General features: G+C 37.9%; 15 protein-coding genes. 9 read left to right on the top strand and 6 right to left on the bottom strand.

Annotation, left to right across the window (positions count from 1 at the left end):
- Positions 1–264 (bottom strand): transposase (locus BUB91_RS21585; protein WP_139250550.1); only part of this gene is annotated, 264 nt, incomplete at its 3' end.
- A gap of 165 nt (positions 265–429) precedes the next feature.
- Here BUB91_RS21585 and lpxD point away from each other — a divergent pair.
- Positions 430–1422: a UDP-3-O-(3-hydroxymyristoyl)glucosamine N-acyltransferase gene (gene lpxD / locus BUB91_RS20435; RefSeq protein ID WP_073101281.1), complete on the top strand. Its 993-nt coding sequence runs from the start codon at positions 430–432 to the stop codon at positions 1420–1422.
- Here lpxD and BUB91_RS20430 read toward each other — a convergent pair.
- Together BUB91_RS20430 and BUB91_RS20425 are read right to left on the bottom strand one after the other, a co-directional pair.
- Positions 1419–2321, bottom strand: a complete 903-nt coding sequence (locus BUB91_RS20430; protein WP_073101279.1) for a DUF6268 family outer membrane beta-barrel protein — start codon at positions 2319–2321, stop codon at positions 1419–1421. The genes lpxD and BUB91_RS20430 overlap by 4 nt on opposite strands.
- An 85-nt stretch (positions 2322–2406) precedes the next feature.
- Entirely contained in the window at positions 2407–2670 is a 264-nt protein-coding gene (locus BUB91_RS20425) for a hypothetical protein (protein ID WP_073101277.1), read from the bottom strand.
- A gap of 267 nt (positions 2671–2937) precedes the next feature.
- Between BUB91_RS20425 and BUB91_RS20420 the strand changes: the two genes are divergently transcribed.
- On the top strand, positions 2938–4497 hold the full coding sequence (locus BUB91_RS20420; protein WP_073101275.1) for a protein adenylyltransferase SelO: 1560 nt from the start codon (positions 2938–2940) through the stop codon (positions 4495–4497).
- A 233-nt stretch (positions 4498–4730) separates the two neighbouring features.
- A complete protein-coding gene (locus BUB91_RS20410) occupies positions 4731–5291 on the top strand; it encodes a peptide-methionine (S)-S-oxide reductase (protein ID WP_073101273.1) in 561 nt (186 codons plus the stop codon).
- Between the two features lie 152 nt (positions 5292–5443).
- Here BUB91_RS20410 and BUB91_RS20405 read toward each other — a convergent pair whose 3' ends face one another.
- Positions 5444–6076 carry an HmuY family protein gene (locus BUB91_RS20405; protein WP_073101271.1) on the bottom strand — a complete coding sequence of 211 codons (633 nt, stop codon included), beginning with the start codon at positions 6074–6076 and terminating at the stop codon, positions 5444–5446.
- A 5-nt stretch (positions 6077–6081) separates the two neighbouring features.
- Complete coding sequence (locus BUB91_RS20400) at positions 6082–8166, bottom strand: TonB-dependent receptor plug domain-containing protein (RefSeq protein ID WP_073101269.1); 2085 nt, start codon at positions 8164–8166, stop codon at positions 6082–6084.
- A gap of 100 nt (positions 8167–8266) precedes the next feature.
- On the opposite strand from BUB91_RS20400, the gene BUB91_RS20395 reads away from it, so the two are divergent.
- The 6 genes from BUB91_RS20395 (at position 8267) to BUB91_RS20360 (ending at position 12988) form a co-directional block, all read left to right on the top strand.
- Complete coding sequence (locus tag BUB91_RS20395) at positions 8267–9157, top strand: DUF6607 family protein (protein WP_073101267.1); 891 nt, start codon at positions 8267–8269, stop codon at positions 9155–9157.
- 238 nt (positions 9158–9395) lie between these two features.
- The gene (locus BUB91_RS20390; RefSeq protein WP_073101265.1) at positions 9396–10409 is read left to right on the top strand and encodes a zinc-binding alcohol dehydrogenase family protein; all 1014 of its coding nucleotides are present in this window, start codon (positions 9396–9398) and stop codon (positions 10407–10409) included.
- Positions 10410–10445: 36 nt separating this feature from the next.
- On the top strand, positions 10446–10742 hold the full coding sequence (locus BUB91_RS20385) for a hypothetical protein (protein ID WP_073101263.1): 297 nt from the start codon (positions 10446–10448) through the stop codon (positions 10740–10742).
- Positions 10743–10744: 2 nt separating this feature from the next.
- Positions 10745–11059, top strand: a complete 315-nt coding sequence (locus BUB91_RS20380) for a hypothetical protein (protein ID WP_073101261.1) — start codon at positions 10745–10747, stop codon at positions 11057–11059.
- 465 nt (positions 11060–11524) lie between these two features.
- Positions 11525–11998, top strand: a complete 474-nt coding sequence (locus BUB91_RS20370) for a ferritin-like domain-containing protein (protein WP_073101257.1) — start codon at positions 11525–11527, stop codon at positions 11996–11998.
- A 309-nt stretch (positions 11999–12307) separates the two neighbouring features.
- Entirely contained in the window at positions 12308–12988 is a 681-nt protein-coding gene (locus BUB91_RS20360; RefSeq protein WP_073101253.1) for a type 1 glutamine amidotransferase domain-containing protein, read from the top strand.
- Positions 12989–13477: 489 nt separating this feature from the next.
- Here the strand turns inward: BUB91_RS20360 and BUB91_RS21175 are convergent.
- Positions 13478–13713: hypothetical protein (locus BUB91_RS21175; RefSeq protein WP_217653703.1), on the bottom strand; the 236-nt coding region annotated here is incomplete at its 5' end.

The following is a 13713-nucleotide window of genomic DNA, read 5'->3' as shown; positions in this document are numbered from 1 at the left end:
TATCTTGCGGGAGGAATACAGGTTGCGAAGGTAAGCATAGATCAGTATCTTAAGCAGTGCACGGGGATGATAGCTTGATGTACCACCGCCTTTATAAGTGACCTCAATGGAACTTATATCGATCCGGTTGACAATCGCATTTACTATACGTACAGGATGGTTCTGCGGTACAAAATCATCATAACTAGGCGGAAGCAGGCTCAACTGAGACTGATGGTCGGTCTTCCAAACAGGTTTTGCTTTCATACCATGAAAGTAAAACATATTCAGAATAAATCCATAAAAAAAAGAGGCTGTCTTGACTTTTTAGACAGCCTCTTTTTTTATAACAAGTATTCTAACTATTTATAAGTATCTTTCGAAACTTCTAATAGGTTAATTCCTCTTACAAGTAGCTTACTTGAACTCAGAATTAACTTATTTAACTTTATGATATCCTATTCTTTAGAAGACCTTTCAAAACATATTTCTGCAACTTTAATTGGTGAAAGTTCACAAAACTTTACCGGTTTAAATCACTTAGAAAATGCTTCGGCAAATCAGGTAAGTTTTATAGGCTCCTCCAAATACACCAAGTTATATGCAGATTCCCGGGCAGGAGCAGTGGTTATCAATGAAAATCTCAAGCATTTAGTTTCTGGAGAAATACCCTTATTGGTGGTGCCTAATGCCGACCTTGCAATGGCAAAACTCTTGAGTCTTTATGAGCCAGAATCACCCGTTTTTGAAAAAGCTATTAGTCCACTCGCATACATACACCCTACGGCTAGCATTGGTGAGAATTGCAAAGTTGGAGCAGGAAGTTACATTGGCGCTAATGTTGTTTTGGCTGAAGGGGTAACCTTATATCCCAACGTTACCGTTTTAGACGATTGTACAATAGGAACTCAAACGATTATCTGGCCCGGTACAGTGATTAGAGAACGTTCTAAAATTGGAGCGTTTTGTATTTTTCACAACAATGTAAGTATTGGCGCAGATGGTTTTGGGTACAGACCTGCTGAAGATGGTAGCGGACTGGTTAAAATTGTTCATATCGGTAATGTGATCATTGGTAACGGCGTAGAAATAGGTGCAAACTCGTGTGTTGACCGTGCTAAATTTGATTCAACTATTGTGGGAGATGGTTGTAAAATAGATAATCTCGTGCAAATCGCCCATAATTGCATTTTAGGCCGTTGTTGTATAATGGCGGGACATAGTGGTCTGGCCGGTTCGGTTACCTTAGGAGATGGCGTTATTATTGGCGGAAGCGCTTCAATTAAAGATCATACGACTATTCATTCCGGAGCAGTAGTTGCTGCCGGATCTGGTGTTATGGGTGACGTAGGTGCCGGAAAGACTGTTTTGGGATATCCTGCAACAGATTCTCGTGCAAAACTCAAAGAATGGGCTGCCGTTCGTAAATTGGGTAAAGGCTAAAGTTGAAAGCGATACAATAACTCAAATTTAAACAAAGCTCCTTTTTGAAAAGGTGTGTTCAACTGATTTCGATCATCTCCCAGATAAAACAAACTCAAACCTAAAGCTACTTTATCATCTTGCTCAAAGACCTTATGTGTTCGTGTAATAGCATAACCGGCTTTTGCTTTGAAGTATAGTCCTTTTGAGATAGGATACCGTAAATAGACAAAGAACTCTGTTGTATTCTTTGCAAAATATTCTGGTGAAGTGCCAAAATAAGGGTTAGCTAAGGCATAACTTGAAGTCAAACCATTTACATCACCACCTATATGGAGTTTGTCGGTGAGCATATAATTGATATCACCGTTTATAGTCGTGATGTAGGCCTCAAAACGTTTAGACGGACTCAGATAGTAAAAACCTATATATGGAACTAAGAATAGTCCAAACGCTTCGGTATTGGCATATAAACCAATCTTATAATTGAGGTTTTCGTTTCTGTTCAGCGTAGCTAAAGCCAAGCCACCTAGTTGAAATCCCTGACTGGTAATATGCTCTAGATCTGATGCGATTTTAGGAATTACCAAGTATGTTATGGCAAGCTTGTCTGAGTATTTATAATTGAATCCAAATGCGAGTCCTAATGAAGTCAATGTTGTACGCTGAGTTAATTCTGGATCTAAACGCAAAGCATTAGATTCTAACATGACATTAGCGATAAACGTATTCTTATCATCTAAAACCTGAGGAAAAGTAAATTGAAATTCTACTTCTTCAACTTGAGTTTGAGCGTCCCGCTCTTCAAACTGATTTTGTGGGGTTATGCTGTACGACAGATTGGCGAGATCTATATAATTTTGTGCTTGTAATAGGGGAGTTCCTAATACAAAAAATACAATCTGAAAAATTATTCTCATTTAACGAATATAGCTAAAAGCTTTCAGTATAGTTAACTAAAAAGAGCGACCCTAGAGTCGCTCCTATATTCTGTTTTCGGTTAGCTTAGCTTGCTACTTTTTCTATTTCGTCAGAAATGTTCTCTTTTTCTTTAGCAAGTTTATTTTTAAGGCTTGCTAAATTATCAGAAACAGTATCTTCTACTTCAGTATAGCTGTCTTTGAGTTTAGCTCCCAGATCATTTACTTTACTTTTAAGACGCTCTTTTTCTTCTGGAGTTGCATTGTTATATTTCCACCAAGCAAAAAGTCCTCCTGCTAATCCTAAAAGGGCTGCTGCAATTCCTGCATTTTGATTTCTAGTTGTCATATTTTTTCTTTTTTAATTTATGTAGAGTAAGTTACTCAAAGTACATTCCATTTAATAATTTGGCAGAAGACTTTAATAAAAGTTTAATAATAAGACATGCCTAATGATAAAATTGTGTTAGAACCGGTATTTTAAAGAGTTTATAGGCCACCTTGTAACTCGTATTTTTCTACATGTCAAAACGCTGAAAACTGATAGTTTTACGAAGGCGTACCGACTCATCCCTTATACTTTTGTAACTTCGGCTAGCGCCTAAAAACAATTCTTATGCAGTTCAATATCAATAATCTTTTTACAGATAAGCTCCCGGCAGATCCGAATACCGAAAATTCCAGGAGACAGGTGACAACAGGTTATTATTCGTATGTTACACCTAAAAAAACTGCTAATCCTCAGCTCATTCATACATCAGATGAATTGCTGAATGATTTAGGAATCAGTCCTAAAGAGGCAAATGCAGAGGATTTTTTAAAGGTATTTACCGGTAATGCTGTTTTGGCAGAGACTAAACCCTATGCAATGCTTTATGGTGGACATCAGTTCGGGAACTGGGCAGGGCAGCTAGGTGATGGCCGTGCGATTAATCTGTTTGAAATTGATCATAATGAACAACATTGGGCGTTGCAATTAAAAGGAGCAGGGGAAACGCCCTATTCCCGTTCAGCAGATGGACTGGCAGTTTTACGCTCTTCTATACGAGAGTACTTGATGAGTGAGGCGATGTATCATTTGGGTATTCCCACAACCAGAGCTTTGTCTTTAGCTTTAACCGGTGACCAGGTGTTACGCGATGTGATGTATGACGGCAATCCGGCTTATGAAAAGGGAGCGGTTGTTTGTCGCGTGGCGCCTTCGTTTTTAAGGTTTGGTAATTTTCAAATCTTCACCGCGCGTAATGATATCAACGGATTGCAAAAGCTTGTTGATTTTACAATAACAAACCATTTCCCGGAATTGGGTGAGCCTTCTAAAGAAACCTATTTGGCGTTCTTTAAAAATGTTACCCGGCAAACTCTAGAAACCATCATTCACTGGCAACGCGTAGGTTTTGTACACGGAGTGATGAATACCGACAATATGAGTATTCTAGGTCTTACCATAGATTATGGTCCTTACGGTTGGTTAGAAGGTTTTGAATGGGGTTGGACGCCCAATACAACCGACCGTCAACACAAAAGATATCGTTTTGGAAATCAACCCAACATAGGTCTGTGGAATTTATACCAACTGGCAAATGCACTGTATCCGCTTGTAGAGGAAGCAGATGGTTTTGAAGAAATTCTGGACGAATACAAAACTGATTATGCGGAGAAGTCACTTCAAATGATGGCGGATAAACTGGGAATAACCAATCCTGAAGAAACCGATTTAAAGTTGATTGCTGATTTGGAGGATTGCCTGCAACTTTCAGAAACCGATATGACGATCTTTTTCAGAAAATTGGCAGATTTTAAAAAAGATAATTCAGTTGCTGGTTATGATTTAATTACTGAAACTTTTTATCTTCCTGAACTTACTTCAGAACAGGAAAAGCAATGGAACGAGTGGTTTGCAAGTTATGCTCGGCGTTTACAACAAGAAACCAATTCTGACGTCCAGCGTAAAAAAGCCATGAATGCTATAAACCCTAAATATGTTTTACGCAATTATATGGCTCAACTGGCAATTGATAAGGCTGATGCCGGTGATTATAGTTTAGTAAATACGTTTTATACGATGCTGAAGAAACCCTACGATGACCAACCGGAATATGAAGAATGGTTTGTTAAACGACCTGACTGGGCACGGGATAAAGTTGGTTGTTCTATGTTGTCTTGTAGCTCCTAATGCATTTCAAAAAGTATCTAATCAAAATACCGGAAGGCTATTCAACGAAAATATGGAATTACACGAACAAATTTTAATGCTGGTAAAAGTATAAAAATCTATGCCAAAGAACTGGGAGGTAACAACTTTATAAGTCTTAATTACTATATAACTTCAACAGCTTATTTACTGAAACCTTGCGAAATGTCTGAAACTAAAGTGCTTGATTTTTTGGAAAACGTATTGATAGCGTAATGCATATAGAAAGAAGTAAACTACCTGGGGGTATTAAACCCTTTAGCGGTGCTAATAAAATAGCATTGGGTGGCGGTTGTCATTGGTGCACCGAAGCTGTTTTTCAGTCTTTAAAAGGGATTATTAAGGTTGAACAAGGCTATGTAGCTTCGACCGGATTAAACTCTGAATTATCTGAAGCCGTTATCGTGCATTTTGATTCTAAAGCTATTGAATTACATACTTTAATAGCTATTCATCTACATACACACAAAAGCACTTCTGACCATAGTTTTAGGTCAAAATACCGCTCAGCCATATATACCTTTTCAGAAACTCAGGAACACGAATCAAAATTGATTTTAAAAAAGCTGCAAACCGATTTTAAAAAAACCTTGATTACCCAAGTTCTTCCATTTTCCTCTTTTAAAGCTTCCCGGAATTCGTTACTGAATTATTATTACAGCAATCCAGAGAAACCCTTTTGTGAGATTTATATAAATCCAAAATTAGCACTCCTAAAAAAGCAATTCTCTGAATATTTTACGAATAAAGACCTCTTACAGGTAAAAAGTGATTAAGATCAAAGACTGTTGAACCCTGTTTCAATTATTAAACCTAACAAACGGCATTACTAAAAAACACCCCGCATTCGAGAATATGGGGTGTTTCAGATAACAATTAATATTCCTGAACGTGCAGGATTTGGGACTCCTCCCAAGCGTTTAACCTCTTAGAAAGTTGTTATTCCTTCATTAGGTTGATATACATAGTCAAAGGTATAATACGGTGTAGCATCAGAAAGACCATCGGGTTCTTCCGGAGCATTTTCATAATAACTCAGAATTTCTACTTTAGCATACTTGCCTTCAGAAGTTCTAAATACAAGTATGGTTCCTGGAATAGGTTTAATTAAATGATAAGGTTCTCCGGTATAGTTATACCAGCCGTTACCACTTCCGATAGCAATTGCAGGACCTTCTGTGGTATCTTGAGCAAATAGTGAAGTGTCAACTTCAGTAATACTAGCTAAAGTTCCTGAAGCGATGTAAACCGCTGCATCAGCTGTGCGCTCCGGCTCATCTGTTATTCCGGTTTTGCTACCTCCATTAACAAGAATGGTGGTACTTCTAAAAGCAACATCCCAGTCAGTTTCACTGGTGGTTTCGCTACCGGTTTCAAAATCAAATTTTGTAAAGTCTCCAGAACTGGGTTCTACACGTCCCCCTATCTCCGGGGCATATAAGTTGGTCACTGTTTCAGACTCTAACTCCTCTAAGGGGGCAGCTGTGTCATCATCAGAACTACAAGAGCTAAGTGCAAGCACAAGGCTTACGGCGGTTAAGGATTTAAAAATATTCATCATAAGTATTAAAATTGATAGTTTAATTTTCCAAAGAGTAGTCTTCCGGGTACATTTGTTATGTTTTGAGCATCTGTAAAGTCAAGTAGATTGTCTACACCTACACCCACTTGCAAATGCTTACCCAGATTTTTAGTTAAAGCAAAATCCAGTATTCCATAACCTGATACAAACCGATCGTAACGGTCTAAGTAGCCATTACCATTTGTATCAGACAGTCCATATTTACTGCGATAGGTTGCGCGTAAATTGGCATTCATACGGTATTGTGGAATGTTATAAAATAGCTTCAGGTTTGCTGAATGTCTCGACCTGTTGTACAACCCAAAATAATCTGACTTTTGCAAAGCAAAAGCCGGACTGTTAGCAGCGCTTCGTGCATAAATCTGGCCGGCTTCAAAAGCAGCTTCAGCTTGTTTGTCTTTAGCATATAGCAATTGATAGCCGCCGGAAATATTTAGATTTTTAATAGCATTGGCAGTGAAATTAAACTCCAGTCCCTGTGTATAAGATTCGTTGATGTTGGTGTAACTAAATACACTTTGACCATTGGTTTTAGTAGCAATAATCCGGGTGTCAATCAGGTTGGTAAGTGAGTTTCTAAACACATTTAGGCTAAAAGTGAGTCGCTTAGAAAACGAGTAATCAACACCCAGATTTAAATTTATTGAGGATTCAGGTTTCAATTCGTCATCAAATGAAGAAACCGGAATAAGAATATTGGCAATTTCGCCACGCTCTTGCATAGCAGCCAGCGCTGTGGGCACAGCTTGATACCCTAAAACGGTATATCCTACTGTTGCATTGGTAAAATCAAAATACAGCTGACGAAAAGCAGGAGCTTTAAAACCCCGTCCTACGGAAGTTTTGATAGCTATGGAATTACTAATGGGATAGCGCAGTGCAACTTTAGGGCTGAATTGTGTAGCATACACATTATGAGTATCCAACCTTCCACCAGCAATTACATTCAGTTTTTCAAAATACGTCGCATCGTACTGAAGGTAAACGTACGCAGAATTGAAGGTTGGGCTCTCACTAAAATCAGTACGGCTTAAAGTTTCGTGATTATATCCGGTTCCTGCTATGAATGCTTCTTGCGTATTGGGTTGATAACGTACCCGCAATTCAGGGCGCAGCAAACGCTGATCGTAAAATCCGTTACTCGTTAAAGCAGCATCTGCTATGTCGTTTAAATACTCATCTGTTTGATATTGGGTTGCGTAAAGTTCTAACGAACTGCTCCAGGCTGAATTGAACTGATGATTCAATTTAAAATGAGCATTCCATTCTTCGATATTACTTTCCCCTTGTAAACTTTCTGAGGCTTTATAATCTTGATTTTGACTATAATATCGTGTTGACAATGATGCTGTTGTAGCGGTAGAGAAGGAATAAGCTAGTTTAACTTGGGCTGTATAATTAGAAAAAGGTTCTACAGTTTGTAATGCATTTTGAGGGGTAAGATCATAACCAGACGAACTGTAACGGTTGCCAAACAAACTCAGTTTAAGTTTATCGTTGCGGTATGTGGTGTTGAGGCTTAGATCGTGTGTATTTAATGTACCAGTTCTATAATTAAGGGTTCCGTGCCAGTCTTTTTTTGGAGTTTCGGTGATTATATTCACCACACCACCCAGTGCATCACTACCGTATAAACTAGAAGAAGCCCCTTTTACAATTTCTATTTGTTGAATATTACCTACCGAAATGCGATTGAGGTCTAAAGTTCCGGCAGAACGCCCCACAAGAGGAACACCATCTACCAAAATCAATATATATTGAGAGTCTAAACCTTGCATTTGAATACCTTCACCACCTCCAAAATCAGGTACTGTTATCAATCCGGTTTGTTCAGCTAAAATATCACCTAAACGCATAGCGCCAGATTGTTGTATGGTTTCTTTATTGATTATTTGAGCGGGTAGTGGAAGAGCGGATAATTGTCTTTTTGTACGGGTTGCAGTAATCAAGACTTCATTCAAGACTTCGGAAGAGTCTGGTTCTACCAAAGCTTTGTTTTCCTGAGTGAATGAATTCAGCGTAAAGCAAGCTGTAAAAAAAACACTTAAAAAATATTTGTTTAGAATCATTCTTGATTACATTTGCAGCAAATATATATTTATTTTTATTTATTCTAAATAAGTTTAATGCTTAATTTTAAAACTTTAATTGGATTTAAAACCTATTTACATGAACAACAGATTATTAGCTACAACATTGACATTACTTACTGCAAGTACCACATTTGCTCAATCCACTAAAAAAGAGGATAGGCAAGCTATAAAGGATATGTGCGGGTGTTTTGAGATTGAATTCAAATACGCTGAGACCTTTTCTGATCAGGAAGCTTATCAAAAACACGATGATTATTATGCAACAGCATTAGAGTGGGCGACTTTAATTGAAGACGATAAAGACAAACTCGCTATTCAACATTTATTAATCGTACAAGACACGATGGTTATCAAACATTGGCGTCAGGATTGGGAATTTGAAAATACCCGCTTGTTTACCTATCAAGCAGATAAATCATGGACTCTTGAAGATTTGGATAAAAAAGACGTTAAGGGGCAATGGACTCAAAAAGTATATCAGGTAGATGACAGTCCGCGATACTCAGGATCTGCAACCTGGGTTCATGTAGATGGTAAAGATGAATGGCAAAATACTACTCCGGCACCCTTACCGCGTAGAGAATATACCAAGCGTCACGATTATAATATTATGCTGCGTAACAATCAGGTACAACTTACTGATTATGGCTGGTTACACGAACAGGATAATATAAAGATTTCTCAAGAGGCTGATGGTTCAGCAACTACTATTGCCGAAGAAAAAGGATTCAATAGCTACAAACGTGTACCCGATTCACGTTGTGAAGCTGCTCAAAAATGGTGGGTAGAAAATCAGGAGATTTGGAAAAAAGTACGTGCAGAATGGGATGTACTTTTGGCTGATAACGATCAGATTAAACTAAAAAACAAAGTAGCAGATAAGCGTTTGTATGAATATTTATTCGAATTAAAACCAGATACAGAATCTTCAGAAATTAAAAAGATACTTAAACAATTCATGGAATAAGCCGCTCTGGGTTTAGCTCCCAGTTATCAAGTAAAAAAAAGTGCTTGTTTTTCCCGAAGCGCGGCAGTCTGACAGAACTGTCGCGCTTCATTTTTTATGGGGAAGCATTAAAGAATAAGATCGTTAAAGGAAATACTCAACGGTTTAGTGATGCTTATCCTCTAAAATCTTATGATTTTCTAAAGAAATAAGTTCAGGCGCTTCCCGACAAAGCCACTAACTTTATTCAAAAATTAGTATGAAAGCAATAGGATTCAAAAAATCACTCCTCATAACAGAAGCCAATAGCTTTATAGCCTTTGAAACCGAAATACCCAAACCGGAAGGCCGTGACTTACTGGTTCGCATTCAGGCAAATTCAGTAAATCCGGTGGACTATAAGATCCGTCAAAATGCAGCTAAAGACAAAATCTTAGAAACTCCTAAAATAATCGGTTGGGATGCTGTGGGAATTATAAAAGCAGTAGGAGCGGAGGTCTCGCTTTTTAAAACCGGTGACGCTGTTTTTTATGCCGGAGATTTAACGCGAAGCGGAAGCAATGCAGAATACCAGTTGGTTGATGAGCGTATTGTAGGGCATAAGCCTAAAAACTTGAGTATTGCCGAGGCTGCAGCGATGCCCTTAACTGGATTAACAGCTTATGAAGCAATTTTTGATAGAATCAAATACAACCCGGAAACCGATAAAGGAAAATCAGTTTTGATTCTGGCGGGTGCCGGGGGCGTAGGATCCATTGCAATTCAGCTTGCTAAAAAACTAACAGATCTTACAGTTATCGCCACGGCTTCACGTGAAGAATCTCAAAAATGGTGCAGTGATCTGGGTGCTGATTTTGTCGTAAACCATCATAACCTAAAAGACGAACTCAAAGAAATCGGATTTACAGAAATTGACTTTATACTCGATTTTGTCGATCTCAAACAGTATTGGGAAACGGCTGCCGAACTCATCAAACCTCAAGGCCATATTGTGAGCATTACAGGTAGTAGTGAGCCCCTAAACCTGAATATATTGAAGAATAAAAGTGTGACGTTTTCGTGGGAGTTGATGTACACGCGCTCTATGTACCACACTGCAGATATGCAACGCCAGCACGATATTCTCAATAAACTGGCAAACCTGTTAGATGATGGAACTTTAAAAACCACACGAACCACAACCTTTACCGGTTTTACTGTAGAAAATCTTAAAAAGGCCCATGCTTTACAAGAAAGCGGTAAAAGTATTGGTAAGAATGTGATTGTTTTTTAACTAATTATAAAAGCTAAGCCATCAAGGGGGAGTAGCATGTTAGCATTACTCATTTTCTCTTCGGTTGTTACGCTCGCGCAACAAACACCGTCTGAAAATAATGCAGGCATTTATCACCAGCGTGGGAACAGTCCGGAAGGTGGAACGAATTACATTTTGTTTCCCGATCATCAGTTCGTAATTGCTTTTTTTGGAGGTATGCTCCAGGGGGTTTGGAAGCAGGAGGGAGATCAAATCAATTTTACAACTACTGCAGAACCACATTATATTTGTTACGGGCGTTATGTAGCCGAGTTAAAAGGAACTCAAATACGTTTTAAAAAACCCTTGTAGCATTGAATACACTGGCAGGGGAGATGACCCCGGTGTTTAATAAAGGAGCGAATTGTTTTTTACCTCCCTATATCCTTGATTTAGAGCAAGAGGTGAAAAAAATCTATTTGTTACAAAATTCAGAATACCTTCCGGAAACTCCGATTTATGAATTTACAAACAATTATAATTTCAATGAGTTTTTGATTATCAACCTTAAACCAGATTATACCGAAGTTAAACAATTTGCTCTAGCTACAGATAATACTGAAAAAGAGAACAGCTTAGGCAAGAAAAACCCTTGTCTGCTCTTTCAAAAGAAGATTTACAGTACTTAAAAAATTATTTAAGTACCATTCGGTTTCCACAACGTTTAGATCCGGAAAACCTCTTATTTCCAAAGACAGAACCGCTTCATTTAGATTCTTATATTCAACTGAAAGCTGAGAACTTTCCAAAACCCGAATTCAAAATAACATCAAAACCCTATTTCTATTTTTCTTGTGATGATTCAGAATGATCACAACTTCTTATCACAGTGCCGCTTACGTTAATTTTAAATTAAATTAACGATTCAAAGTTAAATAGTATTAATAAAAATAATGCTATGCAGAATTTTTATAGTTTAGAAGAAACAAAAAATCATGAGAAAATTACTACGGATTATAACTATTGCCCAAATGGCTTATTATACTTATGATTGGATCAAAAATAAACGTTCGTTTGAAGAGTTTGTTCCGAATTTAAAGAAAGTTAAACGCCGTATTTTTTAAACTCGATTAAACATTAAAAAAAGAAGAACTATGGAAACAACGAGAGAACAAGCCAAACAGCAATCGCACGATGAAACTGTTGCCAGTTTACAAGAGCTTTTAGAAAAGACATATGATGCAGAAGCAGGATATAAAGAAGCTTTAAAAAAGGCAGAAAATGTGCATTTAAAAAATTACCTCAAAGAGCGTGCAGTACTGCGTAATCGCTTTGCGACAGAATTGAGTGATGCGCTGATCCGCTTGGATGAAAAACCAAAGGAAAAGGGGAGTACTGTTGGAGATTTGCACAGAACCTGGATGAATATCAAACAAGCTTTCAGTACAGATAAAGACGAAGCCATATTAGAAGAATGCATCCGTGGAGAAAAAGCCAGTGTTGAAGAATATGAAGAAGTATTGCAAAAAAAGCCGTATCGACCGGAAATAACTAACATCATAACCAGCCAAAAACGAGAAGTAGCGCAAAGCTTAAGCAACATCAAGACTCTTGAGGATTTAGCTTAATACTTTTTAAATGTTAGTCTGATAATGCTACCGATTAGGTAGCATTTTTATTGGTACCGCCAAAGGGTTTAATACCTCGAGGCTTGCCGCGAAATTGAAAATTTGTTTCTAACGAATATCTCGAACCTGCCTTTGTCGGCAGAAAGCTTGCCCCGAGGTAGTTTACTGAGGTTAACTTGAATTGATCTAATATCAGTTTAAGCCTTTTCCTAATTAAAACGGTTTTAACAGAGTCCCTTAGCATACATCAATTTTTAATACGTACTGAACTTCTAATTTTGCCCCTATAGAAATCTAAAAAATAATGCTATGAAAAAGATATTGATTGTATTAACCAGTCACGAAGACTTAGGAACAACCGGACAAAAAACAGGTTTTTGGATCGAAGAATTTGCAGCTCCTTATTATCTTTTAAAAGATAAAGGTTTTGATATTACATTAGCTTCTCCTCAAGGTGGTCAACCTCCTATAGACCCTAAAAGTGATGCCCCTGATGCACAGACCCCTGCTACAGAGCGGTTCCAAAATGATAAAGAAACACAAAAAACTTTAGCACAAACCCTAAAATTAGAGACCATCAACCAACAAGATTATGATGCAGTATTCTATCCTGGTGGTCACGGACCGTTATGGGATCTTGCAGAAGACAAGCATTCCATAGCTTTAATAGAAGATTTTTATAAAAATGGAAAACCGGTTGCTGCAGTGTGTCACGCACCAGGAATTTTTAAGCATACTAAAAGTTCCGATGGTAGTTCGTTAGTAAACGGAAAGAAAGTTACCGGCTTTACCAATGAAGAAGAAGAAGCAGTTCAGCTTACAGATGTGGTTCCCTTCTTAGTAGAAGAAATGCTTAAAAAGAACGGCGGAATCTATTCTAAAAAAGAAGCTTGGTCGTCTTACGCAGTAGAAGATGGTTTGCTGATCACCGGTCAGAATCCGGCTTCATCTGAAGCTGTAGCCAAACTCTTGGTTAAAAAGCTAAACTAATTGCAACTCTCTTGTGAAAACAAGAGAGTTGCTGCTATACGTACCAAAAGGATTAGAAACCCTTTCGGGTATTTGAAGTTTGTTGTTTAGTATTAAGCTTATGCGTTCTGGCCTATCAGAAGGTTCTCGTAAAATTTGAAGAACCTGCTGTAAACCTAGCCCCGAAGTTCGGGGTTGGTTCTTTGGCATCAAGGCAAAAGAACAGAAATACAAATAGAATTTTAAGCTTATTCAAACGTCAGTACCGGCATACTTTTTAGATCCGTAGTAAAACAAGCAAATGCCGCAGCGTTGGGTGTGGAGACTTGCATCCGACCAGTGGAACGAGAGGAATGCACAGGCGCAGCGAATTTGCAATTCATTTAACCCTTCGGCTATATATTATATATAAGTCCTACAAAGTGTATATTGAATTTAGTACCAGTCTAAAAAACTTTTTCGTAACACATGAATATACTTGCAAACGGCCTCAGTAGACTTTGGTTAAAACTATAGGTGAAAGGAGCGTTTATATTCTGGAGTAGAAGTAATAAAGCATATTGGACAGACAAATTCATAAAATGTATTCAAACCATTTTTATGGTGTAAGCCTCCTTTCCAGAATATAGCGAGTGAACCGTGATAGTTTCCAAAGTATACTGCAGCCTTGATTTTTTGGTTCTTTGGCATCAAGGCAAAAGAACAGAAATACAAATAGAAGTTCAAGTTTATCAAAACATCTGAAT

Source organism: Leeuwenhoekiella marinoflava DSM 3653, from assembly GCF_900129005.1.
Taxonomy (GTDB): domain Bacteria; phylum Bacteroidota; class Bacteroidia; order Flavobacteriales; family Flavobacteriaceae; genus Leeuwenhoekiella; species Leeuwenhoekiella marinoflava.
Note: the sequence above shows the minus strand (reverse complement) of the source record. Positions and strands in the feature narration are given on the sequence as shown.